Source organism: Streptomyces sp. NPDC051976 (genome assembly GCF_040680795.1).
Lineage (GTDB): Bacteria > Actinomycetota > Actinomycetes > Streptomycetales > Streptomycetaceae > Actinacidiphila.
Map to the genome: position 1 here is coordinate 15,415 of NZ_JBFAXL010000030.1, position 23,315 is coordinate 38,729.

Consider the following 23,315-nt stretch of genomic DNA (forward strand, 5'->3'; position numbering starts at 1 on the left):
GCTCACCGTGAACGGCGCCACGTACGTCTTCGCGCGCGGCGCCGACAAGAACGTCTGGTACGTGGTGCGCGACGGCTCCGGCTACGGCCAGTGGCACCGGCTGACCGGGATAAGCCTCGCCGACGACCCGGCGGCCGTCTCCGACCGCGCCGGGCGGATCGACCTGTTCGGGCTGGGGACGGACGGCCTGCTCTACCGCCGCACGCTGGTGGGGGGCGGTTCCGGGTCCGGGTCCGCTTCCGGGCCGGCCTCCGGCCACTGGAACGCCTGGTCGCAGGTCGACGAGCGGACCCACTTCGACGCCGCGCCCGCCGCCGCGTCCTCGGAGCCGGGCCGGATCGACCTCGTCGGCCGGGTCGGCGGCGACCTCGTCACCGCCTCCCTGGTCGGCGACCGCTGGAACGCCTGGGCTCTGGTCCCGACCGCCGGCCGGATCACCGCCGCTCCCGCGCTGGTCTCCCGCGCCCGCGGCACGCTGGACGCCTTCGTGGTCCGCAAGGCCGACGGCGCCGTCCTGCGGCTGCCCTACTCCGGCGGCGCATGGCGGCCCACCCAGGTCGTCCGCGGCCTGGACACCACCGTCCGCCCCGACGTGGTGGCCGCCGACGGCCGCCTCTACGCCTTCACCCCCGGCGCCCAGGCCGCCGCCCCCACCGACGGCCCCTGGGAGACCGCCCCCCTGACCTCAGCGGCCCCCGGCCCCGTGGGAGCGACGGCCTCCGGCCACACCCTGGAGCTCTACACCCGCACCTCGGACGGCACCCTGGCCCGGGCGGCGTCGTCACTCTGAGGCGTTACGGGGCCGGGGCGCCGCCCCCGACCACGGGCGGCTACGTCCCTCCGGCCAGCCGGTAGGCTGGTGGGGTGGCGATCGTCGATGTATCCGAAGAGCTGAAGTCCCTGTCCTCGACCATGGGGTCGATCGAGGCCGTCCTCGACCTCGACCGGATGCGGGCTGACATTGCCGCACTCGAAGAGCAGGCCGCGGCGCCGTCCCTGTGGGACGACCCGGAGAACGCGCAGAAGATCACCAGCCGTCTCTCGCACATCCAGGCCGAGCTGCGCAAGACCGAGACACTGCGCGGCCGGATCGACGACGTCGCCGTACTCTTCGAGCTCGCCGAGGCCGAGGACGACGCGGACACCCGCGCCGAGGCCGAGTCCGAGCTGGCGTCGGTCCGCAAGGCGCTGGACGAGATGGAGGTCCGTACCCTCCTGTCCGGCGAGTACGACGCCCGTGAGGCCCTGGTCAACATCCGCGCCGAGGCGGGCGGCGTCGACGCCGCGGACTTCGCCGAGCAGCTCCAGCGGATGTACCTGCGCTGGGCCGAGCGGCACGGCTACCCGACGGAGGTCTTCGAGACCTCGTACGCGGAGGAGGCGGGCATCAAGTCCACCACCTTCGTGGTCAAGGCCCCGTACGCCTACGGCACCCTCTCCGTCGAGCAGGGCACCCACCGCCTGGTCCGTATCTCGCCCTTCGACAACCAGGGCCGCCGCCAGACCTCCTTCGCGGGCGTCGAGGTGCTCCCCGTCGTCGAGCAGAGCGACCACGTCGAGATCGACGAGTCCGAGCTGCGCGTCGACGTCTACCGCGCCTCCGGCCCCGGCGGCCAGGGCGTCAACACCACCGACTCCGCGGTCCGCATCACCCACATCCCCACCGGCATCGTCGTCTCCTGCCAGAACGAGCGCTCCCAGATCCAGAACAAGGCGAGCGCCATGAACGTCCTCCAGGCCAAGCTCCTCGAGCGCCGCCGCCAGGAGGAGCAGGCCCTCATGGACTCCCTCGGCAAGAGCGACGGCGGCAACTCCTGGGGCAGCCAGATGCGTTCCTACGTCCTGCACCCGTACCAGATGGTCAAGGACCTCCGCACCGAGTTCGAGGTCGGCAACCCCCAGGGCGTCCTCGACGGCGACATCGACGGCTTCATCGAGGCGGGCATCCGCTGGCGCAAGAGCCGCGAAAAGGCCGCCGCCTAAGCCCCGTCCCCCCCGGCACCCCCGGGGGGCTCACCGGCCGCCCCCGGGCCGTCCTCGCCCCCTTCCCCCGGGCAATTCCCCTTCTCCCGCGTGCCTTTGGCGTTGCTCATGTCACAGCCGTGTGGAGAAGTGCCGGGCAGAACCGGGCACTTGGCACATTGTGTGCTTAATGACCTTGACGGTGCCAGAGAAAGCCGCGAGGGTGTTGCGCGGCATGCGCATGAATGAAACGTAAGCGCACGGGGGCGAGCGCACCGATTCCTCCCAGTGACACCGTTACCCATGGCTGCGCAGCCTCAAGCAGACATCTACTGGGGGTAGTTGACACATGAGCAAGGCCAACACACGGTTGCGCGTCACTCGCATCGCCGCAGCCGCGGTGATCGCGGCCGGCGCCTCCCTGACAGCTGTGGGCGCCGCCCAGGCCGTCACCAATGACTCGGGCGTCAAGGTCAATGTCTCGGCGAGCGTCGGCGACGACTCCGGCGCCACCGCGGGCGCGACCGCGGGCGACGACTCGGGCGCGACCGCCGGCGCGACGGCGGGTGACGACTCCGGCGCCACCGCCGGGACCAGCACGGGTACCTCCACGGGCACCAGCACGGGCACGTCGACGGGTACGTCCACCGGCACCACCGAGGGCACCACCACGGGTACCTCGACCGGTACGTCCACCGGCACGTCGACGGGTACCTCGACCGGCACCACCGAGGGCACCACGACCGGTACCTCGACCGGCACCTCCACGGGTACGTCCACCGGTACTTCGACGGGTACGTCCACGGGCACCTCGACCGGTACCAGCACGGGCACCTCCACGGGTACCTCGACCGGTACGTCCACGGGCACCAGCACCGGCACGTCGACCGGTACCAGCACGGGCACCTCCACGGGTACCTCGACCGGTACTTCGACGGGCACGTCCACCGGCACCAGCACCGGCACGTCCACGGGCACCTCGACCGGCACGAGCGCCGGCACCAGCACCGGTACGTCCAGCGGTACGTCGGCGGGTACCAGCGCGGGTACCTCGAAGGGCTCCACCTCGGGCTCCACCGGCTCCGCCACCGGCGGGAACAACAACACCTGCACCCTGACCGGTGAGAGCGTCGACTGCGGGAACAACAACACCGGCACCGACAACACCCAGCAGGTCCCGCAGGGCCAGACCACTCAGCAGCTCGCTGAGACCGGTTCCAACGGCACCACCTTCCTGCTCGTCGGTGCCGCGACCCTGATCGCGGGCGGTGTCGGCTTCCGCCTCACCCCGCGCCTGGTCTCGCGCCGCAACGCCGCCTGACACCGCGGCTGAGCAGCACCCAGTAGCACCGCACAAAGACGGGGCCCGGAACGCACAGCGTTCCGGGCCCCTCTGCTCTCCTACCGCCCTCCCGCCGCCGCTGGGGGGCCCGTCCTCTTCCGGAGGTCAAAGCCCCCAAGCCTCTTAAGCCCTCTCAGGCTCCACCCGCAGGCCGGGAAAGCAGACTCAAACCGTCTCGTATTTGCCTGTGCGCGTTACCAATACTTGGGTCGTGGATAATGCAATACGGCGAGTTCCGTGGCGGGTGAAATAATGAGAGTGGAGGCTCTGGAGACCCCTCGCCTCAGGGGGAACATGCACTTCAGACGGCCTCCTCAGGTAAATTCGATGTCGAGATCGAAGTTCCGGAAGAGGTCGTGGAGTGGAGATTGCTGCGGGCGCGACTGGGCTTTCTGGAGTCGCAACCCCGAATCGACGGTCAGAGCTTCCCGTGGGGGATCTCGTCGCTTTCCGGGCCAGCCGAATTCGGCCCTACGCCGTGGCGTGCTCCACTACCAGGACTACGGCCAGGAGGGCCGCCAGGAGGGCTATGAGGGCGGCGGGGGAGATGTTGGACCAGGGGTTTTCGCGTTCGAGGCGGGCGCGGTTGGCGCGGCATACGGGGCAGCGGCCCTCGCTCACCGGTCCGGCGCAGTTGGCGCACACCAGTCGGTCGCACGTCATGCGATCTCCTCCTCCGTCCGGTGAACGATCCGGGGAACCCAAGTGTTCCCGGGGGAAGGGCGGCGTACTCACCCGTCCTCGTTCCACTGTGCCAGCTTCCGCGGGAATCGGCGCGGCCCACGGGCGCAGCGGCGGGCCGGGGGCGGGCCGGGATGGGGCGTAGCGCGGTCAATGACGGGTTTGTCCGAGTGTGCCCTGTGGCGCAGCCCACCAACCGCACACGGCGACTGCGCACCCGTGAGCGCTTCGCGTAGGGTCACCCCCACATCCCCTATCCGGCCGACCCTGGTGCGAACGTGATCCGATTCGACAACGTCACCAAGACCTACCCCAAACAGAACCGTCCCGCACTTCGGGACGTGACACTGGAGATCGAGAAGGGGGAGTTCGTCTTCCTGGTGGGCTCGTCGGGCTCCGGAAAGTCGACTTTCCTACGGCTGATCCTGCGCGAGGAGCGTACGGACACGGGTGCGGTGCACGTGCTCGGCAAGGACCTCGCCCGGCTGTCGAACTGGAAGGTGCCGCAGATGCGGCGCCAGCTCGGCACGGTGTTCCAGGACTTCCGGCTGCTGCCCAACAAGACGGTCGCGGAGAACGTGGCGTTCGCCCTCGAAGTGATCGGCAAGGCCCGCGGCACCATCCGCAAGACGGTCCCCGAGGTCCTGGACCTGGTCGGCCTGGCGGGCAAGGAAGACCGTATGCCCGGCGAGCTGTCCGGCGGTGAGCAGCAGCGGGTGGCGATCGCGCGTGCCTTCGTCAACCGCCCGATGCTGCTGATCGCGGACGAGCCGACAGGAAACCTGGACCCCCAGACGTCCGTCGGCATCATGCGCCTGCTGGACCGGATCAACCGGACCGGCACCACCGTGGTGATGGCGACGCACGACCAGAACATCGTCGACCAGATGCGCAAGCGCGTCATCGAACTGGAGAAGGGGCGGCTGGTGCGCGACCAGTCGCGCGGTGTCTACGGCTACCAGCACTAGTCGTACGGCAGTAGTCACCACCCCCTGAAAGGACAACCAGACACCATGCGCGCCCAGTTCGTCCTGTCGGAGATCGGCGTAGGACTCCGCCGCAACCTCACGATGACCTTCGCCGTCATCATCTCCGTCGCGCTCTCCCTCGCCCTCACCGGTGGCGCCCTGCTGGCCAACAAGCAGGTCGACTCGATGAAGGGCTACTGGTACGACAAGGTCCAGGTCACCATCTACATGTGCAACAAGGGTGACGCGGCGACGACACCCAGTTGCGCCAAGGGGGCCGTCACCGACGACCAGAAGGCCGAGATCAAGGCCGACCTGCAGAAGCTGCCGATCGTCGACAAGGTCTACTTCGAGACGGCGGAAGAGGCGTACAAGCACTACCAGGAGCAGTTCAAGAACTCGCCCCTGGTCAGCTCGGTCACGCCGGACCAGATGCAGGAGAACTACCGGGTCAAGCTCAAGGACCCGACCAAGTTCGCCGTCGTGGCCAGCGCGTTCCAGGGCCGCCCCGGCATCCAGTCCGTCGAAGACCAACGCAAGGTGCTGCAGAACCTGTTCAGCCTGCTCAACGGTATGACCAACGTGGCATGGGTGGTTCTCGCCTTCATGCTCACGGTGGCGATGCTGCTGATCGTCAACACCGTGCGCGTCTCGGCGTTCAGCCGCCGCCGGGAGACCGGAATCATGCGCCTGGTGGGCGCGTCCAGCTTCTACATCCAGATGCCGTTCATCATGGAGGCGGCCTTCGCCGGGCTCGTCGGCGCCGGTCTCGCCTGCGGAATGCTGCTGGGCGGGCGGTACTTCATGATCGACGCCGGCCTCAAGCTCCAGGAGAAGATCCCCCTGGTGTCGTTCCTGGGCTGGGACTCGGTGGTCAAGGTGCTGCCACTGGTGCTGCTGATCGGCGTCGTGATGCCGGCCCTCGCCGCATTCGTCGCTCTGCGCAGGTATCTGAAGGTCTGACCGAAGTGCGGCCCGAGCGCGGCACAGGTGGCGGCAACCTTCCGTACGGTGCCCGTTTCTGTCCTAGACTTCCGGCCATGTCCGGCCCGTTGCTTTTCGGGAAGCCCCGCAGCCTGCGCCGCGGGGCCACCCTGACGTTGGTGTTCAGCACCCTGCTGGCCACCGGGGCGGCGGCCAGCGGACTGACTCAGCCGGACGGGCGGGCACCGCGCACCGCGCGCATCTCCGCCGAGACGGTCGCTGACGGCCGTACCGCCCTCACCACGCATGCCGCGGCCACCGGCAGCCCCGCGGGCTCCCCGAGCGCCTCCAGCGGCACGGACGACGCCGCGGACGCCGACGGGGCCGACGGCACCGACGGCGCGAACGCCGACCACGTCGACACCGGGCGGATCGCCCAGGAGATCGCCGACGGCAAGGTCGGCTCGGAGGCCGTCGAGAAGCTGGTCAGCCGTAGCGGCGACCGCTGGTCGTCCTTCTACACCGCCCAGGAGTACGCCGGCCTCCAGCAGACGCTGGACGGCCACTACGTCGGCGTCGGCATCTGGGTGCGGCGCGGGGACGGCGGCGAGATCGAGGTCGCCAGGGTGCAGGCCGGAAGCCCCGCACAAGGTGCCGGAATTCGCGTCGGCGACCTGCTGCGGACCATCGACGCCACCAAGTGCACGGGTCTGGCGGTCACCGAGGTCGTCGCCGACCTGCGGGGTGACAATGTGCCCGGCAGCCAGGTGCGGCTCGGCGTCCAGCGCGCGGACCGGAGCTGGTCGGTCACTCTGCGTCGCGCCACCCTGGCCACCGAGGCGGTCACCGTGCAGCGCGCCGCCGACGGCCCCACGGTGGTCGCGATCGACTCCTTCGCCGTCGGCGTCGGGGCCCAGGTACGGGCCGCCGTACACGACGCCCGGCGCGGCGTCCTGCTCGACCTGCGCGGCAACTCCGGCGGACTGGTCAAGGAAGCGGTCGCGGTGGCCTCGGCCTTCCTCGACGGCGGACTGGTCGCCACCTACGACGTCCACGGCAAACAGCAGGCGCTGTACGCGGCGGACGGCGGCGACACCACGGTGCCGCTCGTCGTACTGGTGGACGGCGGCACCATGAGTGCCGCGGAACTCCTCGCCGGAGCGCTCCAGGACCGCGGCCGGGCGGTCGTCATCGGCTCCCGCACCTTCGGCAAGGGCTCGGTCCAGATGCCCAGCACCCTGGCGGACGGCTCCGTCGCCGAACTGACCGTCGGGCACTACCGGCTCCCCGACGGCCGCGGTGTCGACGGGCACGGCATAGAGCCCGACGTCAGGGTTCCGGACGGGCAGGACCCCCTGGCCGACAGCCGCGAGGTATTCGCTGGCCTCGGACCCCCCTCCTAGTGCGACAATGGCCCGGCTATGGCTAAAGAGACGGGTCGCAAACTGATCGCGCAGAACAAGAAGGCGCGGCACGACTACCACATCCTGGACACCTTCGAGGCGGGCCTGGTGCTCACGGGCACCGAGGTCAAGTCGCTGCGGCTTGGCCGCGCCTCACTGGTGGACGGCTTCGCGCAGCTCGACGACGGCGAGGCGTGGCTGCACAACGTGCACATCCCCGAGTACACCCAGGGGACCTGGACCAACCACGCGGCCCGCAGGCGGCGCAAGATGCTGCTGCACCGCGCGGAGATCGAGAAGCTGGTCCACAAGACGCAGGAGACCGGTCACACCATCGTGCCGCTCGCCCTGTACTTCAAGGACGGCCGCGCGAAGGTCGAGATCGCGTTGGCGAAGGGCAAGAAGGAGTACGACAAGCGGCAGACCCTGCGCGAGAAGCAGGACCGCCGTGAGTCGGACCGCGCCATGTCGGCCGCCCGCCGCCGCCAGCGCGCCTGACGGCACGGGTCGCCCGACCCGCCCGCGTCCCCCGGCCACCCGCGCGCCGCCCGACCGCCACCCGACGGCCGCCGGCACCCGGTTGACCGGGTGGAATGCGCTGGCACGCACGAGCGTTGTTCCCGTACGATGGGGGCAGCAGCCACCCTCGGGTGGTGCACCTTGAAAAATCAACATGGGGATGATCGGTTTCGACTGGGGATGTCGAAGCAGGGGAAGCGAGCCGAGGAAGCGGCAATGATCTCGTTAACCATATGTCGCAACCAATAATCGCCAATTCCAAGAGCGATTCCTCCGCCTTCGCACTTGCTGCCTAATAAGTAGCTAGCGAAGACTCCGCGGAGTGTCAGCCCGGGGGCTGTTCCCGACCCGGATCCTGGCATCATCAAGGGAACTAAACTTCATGACCCGGTCACGGGGACATGAAGGAAATCAAACAGTGACTGGGCCCGTCGGCAGCTTGTCCGCGTGACTGCCGGGGCCGAGAAAAGCACAGCGGACTGCGCTCGGAGAAGCCCTGGTTCCGCACCACAGGACGCGGGTTCGATTCCCGCCATCTCCACTCATCCCATGTGGGCGCAGGCCCCCGCCGACTCGTCGGCGGGGGCCTGTGTCATGTCCGGGCGCAGGTCAGCGCGTCAACGGTGGTGCCGGAAGGCGGCGGCAGGAGCGATCGCCGTCAGCGCGGCGAGCGTCCCCGCGGCCACGGGTATCCAGTAGCCGGCGCCGGGTGCGAAGTGCTGGGCGGTCCAGCCGCCACTGCCCGCACCCGCGGAAATGCCCGCGAGGATGGCCGTGACCGCGAGCGTCATGCCCTCATTGAGGCGGTCGGCGGGCACCAGCGACTGGACCATTGTCATGCCCGTGACCATGGTGGGCGCGGTGGCGCAGCCCGCCAGGAACAGGCAGCAGGCGAGCGACGGCAGATTCCACGCGAGCAGCGGCAGTGCCATCAGCGCGGCCATCGCGGCGACCCCGTAGGCGAAACGCTTCGCCACGGGTCCGGCGGGCTGCTTCGCGAGGCCGTAGAGCAGTCCGACTGTGCACGATCCAGTGGCTTGCAGCGCGAGTACGGCGCCGGCCGCGGACCGGTGGCCGTGCGCGTCGGCGAAGGCGACCGTCGTCACCTCCATCGCGCCGAAGACCACGCCCGTGCAGAGGAAGGTGACGAGCAGCCGCGGCAGCCCCGTCACCCAGATAGGTGAATGTGTCCGGGGGGCTCCGGGCGGTGCGGTCGGGGGTTGCGTGCCGCGCTGGGCGCAGAACACGATGACGCCGGTGAGCAGGAGCGCGGCACCGGCCAGGGTGCCCGCCTCGGGGAAGAGTGAGGTGCACAGGAACGCGGCGAGGACCGGGCCGATCATGAAACAGGCCTCGTCGGCGACCTGTTCGAAGGAGTTCGCCACATGCCGGGCGGCCGCGTCGTCCCGGTGCAGATGGGCCCAGCGAGCGCGGGCCATGCCACCGGTGTTCGGGGCACAGGCGGTGGCGGCGTAGCAGGCGAAGAGGGTCCAGTCGGGTGCGCCGTGGCGCACGCACAACAGAAGGGAGACGGATGCGGAGGCGGAGAGCGCGGCGGCGGGCACCGCGACCCGGGCCTGGCCGTAGCGGTCCACCAGCCGCGCGGTGAGCGGGCCGACCACGGCGGTGGCGCCCAGCCCGGTCGCCGAGACGGCGCCCGCCAGCGCGTAGGAGCCGCGGGTGGTCGCGATCATGATGACCAGGCTGATGCCGAACATGCCCATCGGCAGCCGGGCCAGCAGGCTGCCGGCGGTGAAGGCGGCGCCCCCTGGGGTGGCGAACAGCCGGCGGTACGGGCCGGGCGGGCGGCGCGTACGCGCGGCGGGCTGCGACGCGGGTGGGAGCGAGGAGTCGGGACGGGACAGGGATCGGGTGCGTACCGAAGAGGAGGTGTGCGGCAGGGCGGCGACCAGCGTGGCGCCGCAGGAGGCGAGCAGGAGTCGCGGGGGCATGCGTTCACCCTCGCGGTGACCGGGAGGCGCGGTCCAACACCTGGTCGGAGCCAATTAACGCACTGGTGTAGTGAATCGGCGGCTGTTTGAATGCCGGGATGCCCCACGACATTGAACCCCGGCTACTGCGTGCCTTCACCGTCGTCGCGGAGGAACTGCACTTCTCCCGGGCGGCCGAGCGGCTGTACGTCGCGCAGCAGGCGCTGAGCCGCGACATCCGGCGGCTGGAGCGGGAGTTGGGTGCGGCGCTCTTCCTGCGCACCACGCGCAGGGTGGAGCTGACCGCGGACGGAGTGCGGCTGCTGCCCTACGCCCGGCGGGTGCTCCAGGCGCAGGAGGAGCTCACCGCCGCGTTCGTCGCCGACGGCGGGCGGCCGCTGCTGGTGGACGTCAGGGCGCAGGCGGGCAGCGGGAACCAGGTGCTCGGCGAGGCGCGCAGGGCCGCGCCGGACACCGAGTTGACCGCGCGCTTCCACAACGGCCTGACCGGCGCGGTGGGCGAGATCCTGGCCGGACGGCTGGACGTCTCCTTCGGCCGGGTCGCGGGACTGGCCCCCGCGGTGCTGAGCCGGCTCGGCCACCGCCCGGTCCGGTACGAGCCGATGGCCGTCCTGCTGCCCGACGACCATCCGCTGGCGCCCCTGCCCGCCGTGCCGCTGGCCCGGCTCGCGGGCGAGACGCTCTACGCGGCGGCCGGGAATCCGTCGACCGCCGAGTGGACGGATCTCGCCGCCCGGTTGTTCGCCGGGCGCGGCATCGAGGTCGCCGCGCCGTTTCCGTCCATCGAGGGAGAGGAGGAGTTCGTCCGTCTGATGCGCAAGCACCGCTGGCCGGTGCTGGCCACCACGCAGTTCGTCACCGTGCCGGGCGCCGTACTGCGTCCGCTCACCGATCCGGTGCCGCTCGCCGCGGTCTCCATGGTGTGGCGGGCGGGGCTGCGCCACCCGGGGCTCGACGCGCTGCTCGACGCGGCCGCGCGGCTGGCCGCCGCCGGGAACTGGCTGGTCCGGCCGCCCGGAAGCTGGCTCCCGCCCGAGGACGAGCGGCTCGCGGGGGTCTGACGCGTCCGTACCCGGTCCGCGGCCCGGCAGTGCCGCGCTCCTGCCCAGCGGTCCGGTGTCGGTGTCCGGCCGATTTCCGACTGTCACGCTGCGGTTGGCTCACAGCGCCGGTGGGGGATGGGTGAGTGCATGGTTGCGCTCGCGTCACCTCATGGCATGGGGCGGTAACCGGGCGTTCCTATTGTCGGGGCCATACCTAGTGCGGGAGGGCTAATGAGTCGCTGGATCGAGCAGTGGGACCCGGAGGACGTCCGGTTCTGGAACGAGGGCGGGGGGAAGCGGGTCGCCGCCCGTAACCTGGCTTTCTCCGTGCTGTCCGAGCACATCGGGTTCTCCGTGTGGAGCCTGTGGTCGGTGATGGTGCTCTTCATGGGGCCGAAGTACGGCGTGGACCCGGCGGGCAAGTTCTTCCTGGTGGCGATGCCGACGCTGGTCGGCGGGGTGCTGCGGGTGCCGTACACCTTCGCGGTGGCGAAGTTCGGCGGCCGCAACTGGACGGTGGTCAGCGCGCTGCTGCTGCTGATACCGGTGATCACCGCCTCGTTCGTGATGAAGCCCGGCGTGTCGTACACCACGCTGATGGTGGTCGCGGCGCTCACCGGCGTCGGCGGCGGCAACTTCGCCTCCTCCATGACCAACATCAACTCCTTCTACCCGCTGCGGGAGAAGGGCTGGGCCCTCGGGCTCAACGCGGGCGGCGGCAACATCGGCGTGCCCGCGATCCAGCTCATCGGCCTGCTGGTGATCGGCACCGCGGGTGCCACCCACCCGCGGATCGTGCTCGCCGTCTACATCCCGCTGATCGTGGTGGCCGCCACGCTCTCCGCGCTCTTCATGGACAACCTCGCCCCGGTGAAGAACGACACCGGGGCGGCGCTGGACGCGGCGCGCGACGGGCACACCTGGATCATGGCGTTCCTGTACATCGGTACGTTCGGGTCGTTCATCGGCTACAGCTTCGCCTTCGGGCTGGTGCTGCAGAACCAGTTCGGCCGCACCCCGCTGCAGGCCGCCGACCTCACCTTCATCGGCCCGCTGCTCGGCTCCCTGATCCGCCCGGTCGGCGGGCGGCTCGCCGACCGGTTCGGCGGGGCGCGCATCACCTGGTGGAACTTCCTGGCGATGGCGGCGGCGACCGGCGTCGTGGTCATCGCCTCGGCCCAGAAGTCGCTGGCGACCTTCCTGGTCGGATTCATCGCCCTGTTCGTGCTGAGCGGGATAGGCAACGGCTCCGCGTTCAAGATGATCCCCGGCATCTTCCAGAAGAAGGCCGAGGCCAAGGGGCTCGTGGGCGAGGAGGCGGCGGCGCACGGGCGGCGGCTTTCCGGGGCGGCGATGGGCCTGATCGGCGCGGTCGGCGCGCTCGGCGGTGTCGGGATCAACCTCGCCTTCCGCGAGTCGTTCCTGAACGCGAAGTCCGGGACACCGGCGTTCGTGTCCTTCCTGGTGTTCTACGGGGTGTGTTTCGTGGTCACCTGGGCCGTATACCTGAGGCGTACGGCACCGGCGGCGGACGCCGCCGGCCAGGCCGCGCCGACGGGCGCTGCCGCCTACGCGGAGGTGTGAGCAGCGGATACGTCCGTAACACCCGGGAAATCCGGGCGAACCTCCCCCGACACCCCGCCTTGGGACGATGCGTCTCCCGGCGGGGTGGCCGGGGACGGCGTACGGGGCCCGGGACGGCCCTGGGCCCCGGGCACGTGTACCTCCAGCAAAGTGGGGCAGAGCCATGCAGGCGCACTCGCAGCGAAGCAACGGCGGTGCTGACGGCCGTCAGGACGGCGGTCAGGACCTGGGTTCCGGCCGCCCCGGGGCCGCGGGCGGTACGGGGCCGGTGCTGCCGCTGGCGGGCTTCACCGTCGGGGTGACGGCGGCGCGCCGGGCGGAGGAGCTGGTGGCGCTGCTGGAACGGCGGGGCGCGGCGGTGCTGCGGGCGCCCGTACTGCGGTTCGTGCCGCTGCCCGACGACGCGGAGCTGCTGGCCACCACCAAGCAGCTCATCGACGACGCGCCGGATGTCGTCGTGGCCACCACCGCGATCGGCTTCCGCGGCTGGATCGAGGCGGCCGACGGGTGGGGGATCGGGGAGGCGCTGCTGAGCAGGCTCGGCGAGGTCGAACTGCTCGCGCGCGGGCCCAAGGTGCGGGGCGCCGTGCGCGCGGCGGGGCTCAGGGAGGCGTGGTCCCCGGCGTCCGAGTCGATGGCCGAGGTGCTGGAACGGCTGCTCGACGAAGGGGTGGAGGGCCGGTGCGTCGCCGTACAGCTGCACGGCGAGCCGCTGCCGGGGTTCAACGAGGCGCTGCGTGAGGCCGGGGCGCGGGTGGTGGCGGTGCCGGTCTACCGGTGGATGCCGCCGGAGGACCTCGGGCCGGTGGACCGGCTGCTGGACGCGGTGTTCGCGCGGACGCTCGACGCGGTGAGTTTCACCAGTGCGCCGGCGGTCGCGTCGCTGCTCGACCGGGCCGAACAGCGGGGGCGGCTGGACGAGCTGCTCGGGGCGTTCAGGACCGACGTCCTGACGGTGTGCGTGGGGCCGGTGACGGCGCTTCCCCTGCAGGGGCACGATGTGCCGACGCTGCAGCCGGAACGGTTCAGGCTGGGGCCGCTCGTGCAGCTCATCGCCAGTGAACTGCCGGGGCGGGTAAGGGTGTTGCCGGTGGCCGGGCACCGGGTCGAGATTCGGGGCCATGCGGCGGTGGTGGACGGGGAGTTGCGGCCCGTGCCGCCTGCCGGGATGGCGCTGCTGCGGGCTCTCGCCCGCAGGCCCGGGTGGGTCGTGGGGCGGGCGGACCTGCTGCGGGTACTGCCGGGGGCGGGGCGGGACGAGCATGCCGTGGAGACCGCCATGGCCCGGCTCCGCACCGCCCTGGGCGCCCCCAAGCTCATCCAGACCGTCGTCAAGCGGGGTTACCGGCTTTCGCTGGACCCGCACGCGGATACCAAATACGCGGAGTAGCCGGGGGCCTGAACCCGTGGGTGGGGTCGGGGCCCTGCCGGGGTGACTCCTCGGGCGCCAAACACTTGCCGGGTGAATCTGCTTCTGCGGGGGGAGTGTTCGGCGCCCTGCGGGGACACCCCGCCACGTCCCCTCCCGGGCCGGAGGGTGGCTGCTGGTCCCCGCCGCCCGCTCGCCTCTAGCCCGAGCGGCTGGCGGGAAGGCACTCTGGGGGGAGCTGGCGCGGGAGGGGTGGGTGGGATGGGGTGGGATGCGGGGAGGGTGTGCCTGAACCTGGTCGCGGCCAGGGGGGAGCGGTTGGGGTCGGGGGCGGCGCTGGGGGAGTGGCTGGGCGGGAGCGGGGTGGTGCCCGCGGGGACGGAGCCGGCGGCGGACGGGGAGTGGCTCGCGGCGTTCCTGGGGTTACGGGAGGTGCTGGAGCGGGTGGTCGCCGCGGAGCTGGCCGGTGAGCGCGGCGCGGCGGCGGACATCGCCGAGCTGAACCGTCTGGCGCTGGCCGCGCCGCCCGCCCCCTGCGCGGTCCTGGGAGAGGACGGCACCCTGGTCCGCGCCCTGGCGGCACCGCCGGACCGCGCCGGGCTGCTGGCCGCCGTCGCGCGCGACGCCGTCGACCTGCTCACCGACCCCCTCGCCCGCTCCCAGCTCCGCGTCTGCGAGGGCGAGAGCTGCGAGCTGGTCTATCTGGACACCTCCCGCGGCCGTCGCCGCCGCTGGTGCAGCAGCGAGGTCTGCGGCAACCGGGAGCGCGTCGCCCGGCACCGGCGCCGTACCACAATGACCCGCGCCCGGGGGTAAGCAGCGGCTGACGGGGGAGTCGGGTGGGCATAAGGGCGCAGGTCGCGTACGGTTGCAGGCTGCCCCACGTGCGTACTGAAGTGCGTGGGCGGCGCATGACGCGAGGAAGAAGGGGGTTCTGCGTGGCCGCGCAGACCGCAGCAGCCATCGGGGTCCGGGATCAGGAGATCGCCGTCGAGCAGGCGCATCTGGACCGGGTGTACCGCCGCCTGGAGGAGAAGATCCACGAGGCGGAGTTCCTGATGCACGACGCCGCCCAACGCGGCCACGTGGGTACGCCCGGTGCGCTCGCCGAACGGGACGCGCAGGTCTTCCGGGCGGGCGTCCACCTGAACCGGCTGAACAACGAGTTCGAGGACTTCCTGTTCGGGCGGATCGACCTGCTGCAGGGCAAGGACGGCAAGAAGGGCGCCGACGGCGCCTTCACCTCCGTCGAGCCCGCCGACGACGCGATCTCCGACGACAAGTCCGCGGAGATCGCCGAGACCCTGCACATCGGCCGGATCGGCGTGCTCGACAGCGAGTACGCGCCGCTGGTCATCGACTGGCGGGCGCCCGCGGCGGCGCCGTTCTACCGCTCCACCCCGGTCGCCCCCGGCCGGGTCGTCCGCCGCCGGGTGATCCGCTCCAAGGGCCGCAGGGTGCTGGGCGTCGAGGACGACCTGCTGCGCCCCGAACTGACCACCGGCCTGCCGGTGGTGGGCGACGGCGCGCTGATGGCGGCCCTCGGCCAGGCCCGCAGCCACACCATGCGCGACATCGTGGCGAGCATCCAGGCCGAACAGGACGAGGTGATCAGGGCGCCCGCCGCGTCCGTCACCGAGGTGACCGGCGGCCCCGGCACCGGCAAGACCGCGGTCGCCCTGCACCGGGCCGCGTACCTGCTCTACCAGGACCGCCGCCGCTACTCCGGCGGCATCCTGTGCGTCAGCCCGACGCCGCTGCTGGTGTCGTACACCGAGGGCGTGCTGCCGTCGCTCGGCGAGGAGGGCCAGGTCGCGATCCGCGCCGTCGGCTCGCTGGTCGACGGCGTGACCGCGGAGCTGTACGACGAGCCCGCCGTCGCCCGGATCAAGGGCTCGCTGCGGATGCAGAAGGTGCTGCGCAACGCGGCCCGCGGCGCCCTCGACCTCACCCCGGGCCGCCCGGCCACCCTGCGGGTGGTCGCCTTCGGACGCCGGGTGGAGCTGTCGGAGCAGGAGCTGGAGGGCATCCGCCACACCATCCTGGGCGGCACCACCCCGGTCAACCTGCTGCGCCCGCGCGCCCGCAGGCTGCTGCTGGACGCGCTGTGGCGCAGAACGGGCCGCCGCTTCGACGACGCCGAACTCGCCGCCGAGGAGCGGCAGGGCTTCGACGAGGACATCTCCACCGAGCAGGAGTTCATCGACTTCCTCGACGCGTGGTGGCCGGTGCTGGAGCCGCGCGCGGTGCTGGCCGCGCTGGCCGACGAGAAGCGGCTGGCCCGCTGGGCCCGCCGGGTGCTCACCCCGCCCGAGGTGCGCCGGGTGGCGCGCTCGCTGCGCAGGACCGGCAGCACCGTGCACGACGTGGCGCTGCTCGACGAGTTGGACACGCTGCTGGGCCCGGCGCCGCGCCCCAAGCGGCGTGAGGCGGACCCGCTGGACCAGTTGACCGGTCTCGACGAGGTCACCACCTTCGCCGACCGCTCGGGCCCCTCGCGCCGCAGCCGCGCCGAGCGGCTGGACGAGGAGCGCACCGAGTACGCGCACGTGATCGTGGACGAGGCGCAGGATCTGACGCCGATGCAGTGGCGGATGGTGGGGCGGCGCGGGCGGACCGCGACCTGGACCATCGTCGGTGACCCGGCGCAGAGTTCGTGGACCGACGTGGAGGAGGCCGCCCGCGCCCGCGACGAGGCGCTCGGCACCCGCCCGCGCCGCCGCTTCACCCTCACCGTCAACTACCGCAACCCCGCGGAGATCGCCGAGGTCGCGGCCACCGTGCTGGCGCTCGCGATGCCCGGCATGCAGTCGCCCCGCGCGGTCCGCGCCACCGGTCTGCTGCCGCGCTACGAGGTCGCGGGCGACGACCTGGAGACGTCGGTGCGCGCCGCGGCCGAGCGGCTGCTGGCCGAGGTGGACGGCACCGTCGGCGTGGTGGTGGCGATGAACCGCCGTGCGCAGGCCCGCGGTTGGCTCGCCGGGCTGGGCGACCGGGTGGTCGCGCTGGGCAGCCTGGAGGCGAAGGGGCTGGAGTACGACGCCACGGTGGTCGTCTCGCCCGCGGAGATCGCCGAGGAGTCCCCGGCGGGGCTGCGGGTGCTGTACGTGGCGCTGACCCGCGCCACCCAGCGGCTGACCGTGCTGGCGGGCGAGCGCGACCTGCCGGACGCGGCGGGCGTCCCCGACCTGCTGCGCCGGGACTGACCCGGCGGCAGGCACGCACGGGGGAAACCCGGCGGGCACACAGGCGGGAAACACGTAGGGCGCCCCTCCCGAGGAGGGGCGCCCTACGGACGTCTGCGACACCGACCCGCCATGCTCGCCTCGCGGCAAGTGGGCGCTCGAAGCGCCTAAGGTTGGGCCCGGGGGCTTGGATCGAGCCGGTGCCGTACCCAGGCTAACAAACCGCCCCCGGAACCTCTTCCCGCCGGGCGAAAATCTTCCCCCCTTGCCAGTCTCCCGCATCGTGGAAGTATTCTTCCGCTAAGCGCCTCGGGTTTACGCGTACCCGTCGGTAGGTGCAACGATCGACAGGCACGTCACACCAGTGGTGGCCACGCGGTGGCCACCACGCAGGAACCGGAAGAAGGTCGTCATGGCAACGGCGCCAAGCGTCTCGTACTCGATCACGGTGCGGCTGGAGGTCCCGGCGAGCGGGACCGCGGTCAGCCAGCTCACCACCGCGGTGGAGTCGTCGGGCGGGTCGGTCACCGGCCTCGACGTGACGGCCTCCGGCCACGAGACGCTGCGGATCGACGTCACCGTCGCCGCCAGCTCCACCGCGCACGCCGACGAGATCGTGGGCAAGCTGCGCGGCATCGAGGGCGTCGCGGTGAGCAAGGTCTCCGACCGTACGTTCCTGATGCACCTCGGCGGCAAGATCGAGATGCAGTCCAAGCACCCGATCCGCAACCGCGACGACCTGTCGATGATCTACACCCCGGGTGTCGCCCGGGTCTGCATGGCCATCGCCGAGAACCCCGAGGACGCCCGGCGGCTGACCATCAAGCGCAACAGCGTGGCCGTCGTCACCGACGGCTCCGCGGTGCTGGGCCTCGGCAACATCGGGCCCAAGGCCGCGCTGCCGGTGATGGAGGGCAAGGCGGCTCTCTTCAAGCGCTTCGCGGGCATCGACGCCTGGCCGCTGTGCCTGGACACCCAGGACACCGACGAGATCGTGGCGATCGTCAAGGCGATCGCGCCCGGCTTCGCGGGCATCAACCTGGAGGACATCTCCGCGCCGCGCTGCTTCGAGATCGAGGCCCGGCTGCGCGAGGCGCTGGACATCCCGGTCTTCCACGACGACCAGCACGGCACCGCCATCGTGGTGCTCGCCGCGCTCACCAACGCGCTGCGCGTGGTCGGCAAGGAGATCGGTGACGTACGGGTCGTCATGTCCGGTGCGGGCGCGGCCGGTACGGCCATCCTGAAGCTGCTGCTCGCGGCCGGGGTGAAGCACGCGGTGGTCGCCGACATCCACGGAGTGGTGCACGCCGAGCGCGCCGACCTCGTCGAGGGTGACGCTGGCTCCGCGCTGCGCTGGATCGCCGACAACACCAACCCCGAGGGCGTCACAGGCACCTTGAAGCAGGCGGTCAGGGGCGCCGACGTCTTCATCGGCGTCTCCGCGCCCAATGTGCTGGACGGCGAGGACGTGGCGGCCATGGCCGCCGGGGCGATCGTCTTCGCGCTGGCCAACCCCGACCCCGAGGTGGACCCGGGCGTGGCCCGCGAGACCGCCGCCGTGGTCGCCACCGGCCGCAGCGACTTCCCCAACCAGATCAACAACGTCCTGGTCTTCCCCGGCGTTTTCCGCGGCCTGCTGGACGCCCAGTCCCGTACGGTCAACACCGACATGATGCTGGCCGCCGCACGGGCGCTGGCCGGTGTCGTCGGGGACGGCGAACTGAACGCGAACTACATCGTGCCAAGCGTCTTCAACGACAAGGTCGCCGGCGCGGTGGCCGACGCGGTGCGGGACGCGGCGAAAGCACAAGGCCCCTCGGTGGCGGCCGTCGTACCCGACCCGGTGTGACGAACGCCCTTGTGACGAAGGCGCCGTGCGGGACTGGTGAGGACCGGAGAAGGCCCGGAATCGTATTCCGAGCGTCGACCATGTAACAACAATCCGTCATCCCCGTGGTCTCACACCGTTTTTTGTGCGACTCGCGCGGTCGGTGGATTGGCTTTCCCCCCATATATGGGGGCAGGATGCACACCTGGGCAGTGAGGCACACAGCAACAGCTTCGAACTCGCGCCCCCATGGCAGAAAGAACACGGGAGTACAGATATGAACCGCAGTGAGCTGGTGGCCGCTCTGTCGGAGCGCGCCGAGGTGACCCGTAAGGACGCCGACGCCGTACTGGCCGCGTTCGCTGAGACCGTCGGTGAGATCGTGGCCAAGGGCGACGAGAAGGTCACGATCCCCGGCTTCCTGACCTTCGAGCGCACCCACCGTGCCGCTCGTACCGCCCGCAACCCGCAGACCGGTGAGCCGATCAACATCCCGGCCGGCTACAGCGTGAAGGTGTCGGCGGGCTCCAAGCTCAAGGAAGCCGCCAAGGGCAAGTAAGCCTCGTCGGGCGTGAGAAGGGCGGTCGTCCCCGGGGGACGACCGCCCTTCTGCCTGCCGTGAGCCTTCTGCCCGCCGTGAGTTACGCCACGGCCGCCGGGGCCGCCGCGCCCGCGGGCACCGGCAGTTCGATGTGCGCGCCCAGACTCTCCAGCTTGGACAGGAAGTTCTCGTAGCCGCGGTTGATCAGGTCGATGCCGTGCACCCGCGAGGTGCCCTGCGCCGCCAGCGCCGCGATCAGGTACGAGAAGCCGCCGCGCAGGTCGGGGATGACCAGGTCGGAGCCCTGCAGCTTGGTCGGGCCCGACACCACCGCGGAGTGCAGGAAGTTGCGCTGCCCGAAGCGGCACGCGGAGCCGCCGAGGCACTCGCGGTAGAGCTGGATGTGCGCGCCCATCTGGTTGAGCGCGGAGGTGAAGCCGAGCCGGGACTCGTAGACCGTCTCGTGCACGATCGACAGGCCCGCGGCCTGGGTCAGGGCCACCACCAGCGGCTGCTGCCAGTCGGTCTGGAAACCGGGGTGCACGTCGGTCTCCAGCGCGATGGCGTTGAGCGGGCCGCCCGGGTGCCAGAAGCGGATGCCCTCGTCGTCGATCTCGAAGGCGCCGCCGACCCGGCGGAAGGTGTTCAGGAAGGTCATCATCGACCGCTGCTGCGCGCCGCGGACGTAGATGTTGCCCTCGGTGGCCAGCGCCGCGCTCGCCCAGGAGGCGGCCTCCAGGCGGTCCGGGAGCGCCCGGTGGGTGTAGCCGCCGAGCCGGTCGACACCGGTGATCCGGATCGTCCGGTCGGTGTCCATCGAGATGATCGCGCCCATCTTCTGCAGGACGCAGATCAGGTCCTCGATCTCCGGCTCGACCGCCGCGTTGGACAGCTCGGTGACGCCCTCGGCCAGCACCGCGGTGAGCAGCACCTGCTCGGTGGAGCCGACGGACGGGTACGGCAGCCGGATCTTGCAGCCGCGCAGCCGCTGCGGGGCCTCCAGGTACTGGCCGTCCGCCCGCTTCTCGATGGTCGCGCCGAACTGGCGCAGCACGTCGAAGTGGAAGTCGATGGGCCGGCCGCCGATGTCGCAGCCGCCCAGGCCCGGGATGAACGCGTGGCCGAGGCGGTGCAGCAGCGGGCCGCAGAACAGGATCGGGATCCGCGAGGAGCCCGCGTGCGCGTCGATGTCCGCCACGTTGGCGCTCTCGACATGCGTCGGGTCGAGCACCAGCTCACCTGGCTCGGCGCCGCTCTGCACCGTCACCCCGTGCAGCTGGAGCAGTCCGCGCACCACGCGGACGTCCCGGATGTCGGGGACGTTGCGCAGTCTGCTGGGTCCGCTGCCGAGCAGCGCGGCGACCATGGCCTTGGGTACGAGGTTCTTCGCACCGCGGACACGGATCTCGCCCTCCAGCGGGGTTCCGCCATGGACAAGCAGTACATCGGCGATGTCGGTCATGGATCTCGCGATCGTCGGAACGGGCAGTACGAGGCACAGCTCACGCGTGGTCTTCGGTGCGGGCCACGCGGCGACGCAAGAAGAAATGGTAATGCGCCTACTGCCCCGTCCTGCTAGGCAGCAACGTTGCGCCCGTGTCATGACTTGGCTACAGCACCCTGCGCGACGGGAGGGGCACCGCTCGTAGCGGGACGTGACGTGGTGCGGAACCGGACGCGGGTTGCCCCTCCGTACTCGGCCGACATGCGGGATCATGTGATCCATGACCGAGGTGTCCTCGCTCGCCGGGCGGCTGCTGGTGGCCACGCCGGCGTTGGCCGACCCCAACTTCGACCGGGCGGTGGTGCTCCTCCTCGACCACGACCGGGAGGGGTCGCTGGGCGTCGTCCTGAACCGGCCCACCCCGGTCGGTGTCGGCGACGTCCTGCAGCCCTGGGCGGGCCTGGCGGGCGCCCCCCAGGTGGTCTTCCAGGGCGGTCCTGTGTCCCTGGACTCCGCGCTGGGCCTGGCGGTGGTGCCCGGCGAGGCGCGGGACGGCGAGGACGGCGACGTGCTGGGCTGGCGGCGGGTGCACGGCGCCATCGGCCTGGTCGACCTGGAGGCGCCGCCCGAGCTGCTCGCCGCCGAGCTGGGATCGCTGCGGATCTTCGCCGGATACAGCGGCTGGGGGCCGGGCCAGCTGGAGAAGGAGCTGGTCGACGGGGCCTGGTACGTGGTGGACTCCGAGCCCGGTGACGTGTCCTCGCCCGACCCCGACCGGCTGTGGCGATCGGTGCTCCGCAGACAGCGCAGTGAGCTCGCCATGGTGGCCACGTATCCCGACGATCCGTCTCTCAACTAGGCTTAACCCTTATGAGCACTCTTGAGCCCGAGCGCGGGGCGGGCACCGGCACTCTGGTCGAGCCGACTCCGCAGCTCTCGCACGGTGACGGCGACCACGAGCGCTACGCGCACTATGTCCAGAAGGACAAGATCATGGCGAGCGCGCTGGAAGGCACGCCCGTCGTCGCGCTCTGCGGCAAGGTCTGGGTCCCCGGACGCGACCCGAAGAAGTATCCGGTCTGCCCGATGTGCAAGGAGATCTACGAGGGCATGCCGCTGGGTGGCGGGGACAAGGACAAGTCCGGCAAGGGCAGCGGCAACGGCTGACCGCCGCGACGCGACCAGCAGGGGAGGACGTGGACAGCGGCGAGGGTGACGACGGCGCGTTCGGTGCCGCCGACGCGCCCGACGACGACGCGAGCAGCGGCGAGCGGGTACACGGGCTCGTCGGGCAGGGTCGTTTCGCCGAGGCGCACGCCCTGGTCGGTGATGCCTTCGTCGAGCGCAACGGCAGCGCGGGCTATCTGCTGCGCGCCTGGATCCTCGCCCAGGAGAAGCGCCGCCCGGAGGCCCGGGAGGCCGTGGACTGGGCGCTGGCGCTCGCCGGGCCCGCCGAGGCCGCCGATGTCTTCGTGCTGGCCGGTGTGGTGCTGCTCTCCCTCGACGAGTCGCACGCCGCGCTGACCGTGGCGCAGCGCGCCGCAGGAGCGGACCCCGACGGCTGGGAGCCGTCGGTGCTGCTCTCCGACGTCTACCGGCGGCTGGGCAGGGTCCCCGACGCGGTGGCCGCCGCCCGCCGGGCGGTCGCGCTGGCCCCGCAGGAGGCCGAGGCGCAGGTCGCGCTGGCCCGCTCGCTCACCTCGGGCCGCGGGCTGCTCGGCCGGGTGCCCAGGCGGCACCGGCCCGAGCACCAGGCCGCGGTCGAGCGGGCGCTGATGCTCGGCGCCGACCCCAGCCAGCTCACCGCCCCCCGCGGCGGCGCGCTCGCCGGGATCCTCGCGGTGGTGGTGCTGGTCGGCATCCAGCTCTTCCGGATCGAGACCGGCGACATCTGGCAGCTCGTGGCCACCGCGGCGGGCCTGGTGGTCGCGGTCGCCGTGGTCGTGGTGCTGCTGACCATCGCGGGCCGCCGCTCGGGGACGCCGCTGCGCGCCAGGCTGCGCGGTATCCGGGCCACCGTGCGCACCGAACTGGACAGCGATCCGTGGCTGCGGCGGATACGCGAGATCAACGCCGTCGCCGTTCTCCCGCTGGTGCCCCTGGTGAGCACCGCGCTGCCCAGCGACCGGGCCAGGCAGCGCGCGCCCTGGCCGCTGTGGGCGGTCTCGGCGGTCACCGCCGGGGGGCTCGCCGCGCTGCTCCTCACCGTGCTCACCATCCGCTGGTGGTACGGCGCCAGGTTCGCCCGGCACGCCCTGCTCGGCAGCTGGCCGGGCCGGCTGCAGCTCGCCGCCGCCGGGCTGCTGATGGCCACCACGCTGGCCTTCTCCGCGACCCCCGGCACCCCGCACACCGCCTGGGTCGCCCTCACCGAGGCCCATCTCGGCTGGCTGCTGCTGGCCGCCGCCGGCACGGCCGTGGTCGCCGCCAGAGCCCAGCGGGAGCGCGGCCGGGCGCTGTAGGGCCGCGCACTCGGACCCGTACGGGATTCCCCGGCGGCGGTGGCCTGTTCCGGTCGGCTTTTGCGTCGATTGGTCTATGCCAATAGGCCGGTACGGGGGCAGGAT

19 protein-coding genes and 1 other RNA gene are annotated in these 23,315 nt (G+C 71.5%); 17 read left to right on the plus strand and 3 right to left on the minus strand.

Annotation, left to right across the window (positions count from 1 at the left end):
• Positions 1–864: 864 nt before the first annotated feature.
• Together prfB and AB0M29_RS26460 are read left to right on the plus strand one after the other, a co-directional pair.
• The gene (prfB, locus tag AB0M29_RS26455; protein ID WP_365386796.1) at positions 865–1,983 is read left to right on the plus strand and encodes a peptide chain release factor 2; all 1,119 of its coding nucleotides are present in this window, start codon (positions 865–867) and stop codon (positions 1,981–1,983) included.
• Positions 1,984–2,311: 328 nt separating this feature from the next.
• Positions 2,312–3,283 (plus strand): hypothetical protein, encoded by a 972-nt coding sequence (locus AB0M29_RS26460; RefSeq protein WP_365386798.1) that lies wholly within the window; start codon positions 2,312–2,314, stop codon positions 3,281–3,283.
• Between the two features lie 492 nt (positions 3,284–3,775).
• Here AB0M29_RS26460 and AB0M29_RS26465 read toward each other — a convergent pair whose 3' ends face one another.
• On the minus strand, positions 3,776–3,967 hold the full coding sequence (locus AB0M29_RS26465) for a hypothetical protein (RefSeq protein ID WP_365386799.1): 192 nt from the start codon (positions 3,965–3,967) through the stop codon (positions 3,776–3,778).
• 296 nt (positions 3,968–4,263) lie between these two features.
• Here AB0M29_RS26465 and ftsE point away from each other — a divergent pair, with 296 nt between their 5' ends.
• From ftsE to ssrA, 5 genes are all read left to right on the plus strand, one after another.
• Positions 4,264–4,953: a cell division ATP-binding protein FtsE gene (gene ftsE, locus AB0M29_RS26470; protein WP_365386801.1), complete on the plus strand. Its 690-nt coding sequence runs from the start codon at positions 4,264–4,266 to the stop codon at positions 4,951–4,953.
• Positions 4,954–4,998: 45 nt separating this feature from the next.
• Positions 4,999–5,916, plus strand: a complete 918-nt coding sequence (gene ftsX / locus AB0M29_RS26475; protein ID WP_365386803.1) for a permease-like cell division protein FtsX — start codon at positions 4,999–5,001, stop codon at positions 5,914–5,916.
• A gap of 77 nt (positions 5,917–5,993) precedes the next feature.
• Positions 5,994–7,280, plus strand: a complete 1,287-nt coding sequence (locus AB0M29_RS26480; RefSeq protein ID WP_365386806.1) for a S41 family peptidase — start codon at positions 5,994–5,996, stop codon at positions 7,278–7,280.
• Positions 7,281–7,298: 18 nt separating this feature from the next.
• Positions 7,299–7,778: an SsrA-binding protein SmpB gene (smpB, locus tag AB0M29_RS26485; protein WP_365386808.1), complete on the plus strand. Its 480-nt coding sequence runs from the start codon at positions 7,299–7,301 to the stop codon at positions 7,776–7,778.
• A gap of 177 nt (positions 7,779–7,955) precedes the next feature.
• Positions 7,956–8,343: a transfer-messenger RNA gene (ssrA, locus tag AB0M29_RS26490) on the plus strand.
• Positions 8,344–8,416: 73 nt separating this feature from the next.
• Here the strand turns inward: ssrA and AB0M29_RS26495 are convergent.
• Complete coding sequence (locus tag AB0M29_RS26495) at positions 8,417–9,751, minus strand: MFS transporter (protein ID WP_365386810.1); 1,335 nt, start codon at positions 9,749–9,751, stop codon at positions 8,417–8,419.
• Positions 9,752–9,849: 98 nt separating this feature from the next.
• On the opposite strand from AB0M29_RS26495, the gene AB0M29_RS26500 reads away from it, so the two are divergent.
• The 7 genes from AB0M29_RS26500 (at position 9,850) to AB0M29_RS26530 (ending at position 19,322) form a co-directional block, all read left to right on the plus strand.
• Complete coding sequence (locus AB0M29_RS26500) at positions 9,850–10,812, plus strand: LysR family transcriptional regulator (RefSeq protein WP_365386812.1); 963 nt, start codon at positions 9,850–9,852, stop codon at positions 10,810–10,812.
• A gap of 213 nt (positions 10,813–11,025) precedes the next feature.
• The gene (locus AB0M29_RS26505; protein WP_365386814.1) at positions 11,026–12,378 is read left to right on the plus strand and encodes a nitrate/nitrite transporter; all 1,353 of its coding nucleotides are present in this window, start codon (positions 11,026–11,028) and stop codon (positions 12,376–12,378) included.
• 163 nt (positions 12,379–12,541) lie between these two features.
• Positions 12,542–13,768 (plus strand): uroporphyrinogen-III synthase, encoded by a 1,227-nt coding sequence (locus AB0M29_RS26510; protein ID WP_365386817.1) that lies wholly within the window; start codon positions 12,542–12,544, stop codon positions 13,766–13,768.
• A 240-nt stretch (positions 13,769–14,008) separates the two neighbouring features.
• Positions 14,009–14,563: an ABATE domain-containing protein gene (locus tag AB0M29_RS26515; RefSeq protein ID WP_365386820.1), complete on the plus strand. Its 555-nt coding sequence runs from the start codon at positions 14,009–14,011 to the stop codon at positions 14,561–14,563.
• Positions 14,564–14,658: 95 nt separating this feature from the next.
• Entirely contained in the window at positions 14,659–16,953 is a 2,295-nt protein-coding gene (locus AB0M29_RS26520) for a UvrD-helicase domain-containing protein (RefSeq protein WP_365386822.1), read from the plus strand.
• Between the two features lie 391 nt (positions 16,954–17,344).
• A complete protein-coding gene (locus AB0M29_RS26525) occupies positions 17,345–18,784 on the plus strand; it encodes an NAD-dependent malic enzyme (RefSeq protein WP_365386824.1) in 1,440 nt (479 codons plus the stop codon).
• A gap of 256 nt (positions 18,785–19,040) precedes the next feature.
• Complete coding sequence (locus AB0M29_RS26530; protein ID WP_365386827.1) at positions 19,041–19,322, plus strand: HU family DNA-binding protein; 282 nt, start codon at positions 19,041–19,043, stop codon at positions 19,320–19,322.
• Positions 19,323–19,404: 82 nt separating this feature from the next.
• Here the strand turns inward: AB0M29_RS26530 and murA are convergent, their stop codons facing one another.
• Positions 19,405–20,766, minus strand: coding sequence for a UDP-N-acetylglucosamine 1-carboxyvinyltransferase (murA, locus tag AB0M29_RS26535; RefSeq protein ID WP_365386830.1), 1,362 nt, complete (start codon positions 20,764–20,766; stop codon positions 19,405–19,407).
• 262 nt (positions 20,767–21,028) lie between these two features.
• Here murA and AB0M29_RS26540 point away from each other — a divergent pair, with 262 nt between their 5' ends.
• From AB0M29_RS26540 to AB0M29_RS26550, 3 genes are read left to right on the plus strand one after another with little or no spacing between them, the layout of a single operon-like run.
• Positions 21,029–21,607, plus strand: a complete 579-nt coding sequence (locus AB0M29_RS26540; RefSeq protein ID WP_365386832.1) for a YqgE/AlgH family protein — start codon at positions 21,029–21,031, stop codon at positions 21,605–21,607.
• Positions 21,608–21,618: 11 nt separating this feature from the next.
• On the plus strand, positions 21,619–21,915 hold the full coding sequence (locus AB0M29_RS26545; RefSeq protein ID WP_365386834.1) for a DUF3039 domain-containing protein: 297 nt from the start codon (positions 21,619–21,621) through the stop codon (positions 21,913–21,915).
• A 29-nt stretch (positions 21,916–21,944) separates the two neighbouring features.
• Entirely contained in the window at positions 21,945–23,210 is a 1,266-nt protein-coding gene (locus tag AB0M29_RS26550) for a hypothetical protein (protein ID WP_365386836.1), read from the plus strand.
• Positions 23,211–23,315: the final 105 nt, after the last annotated feature.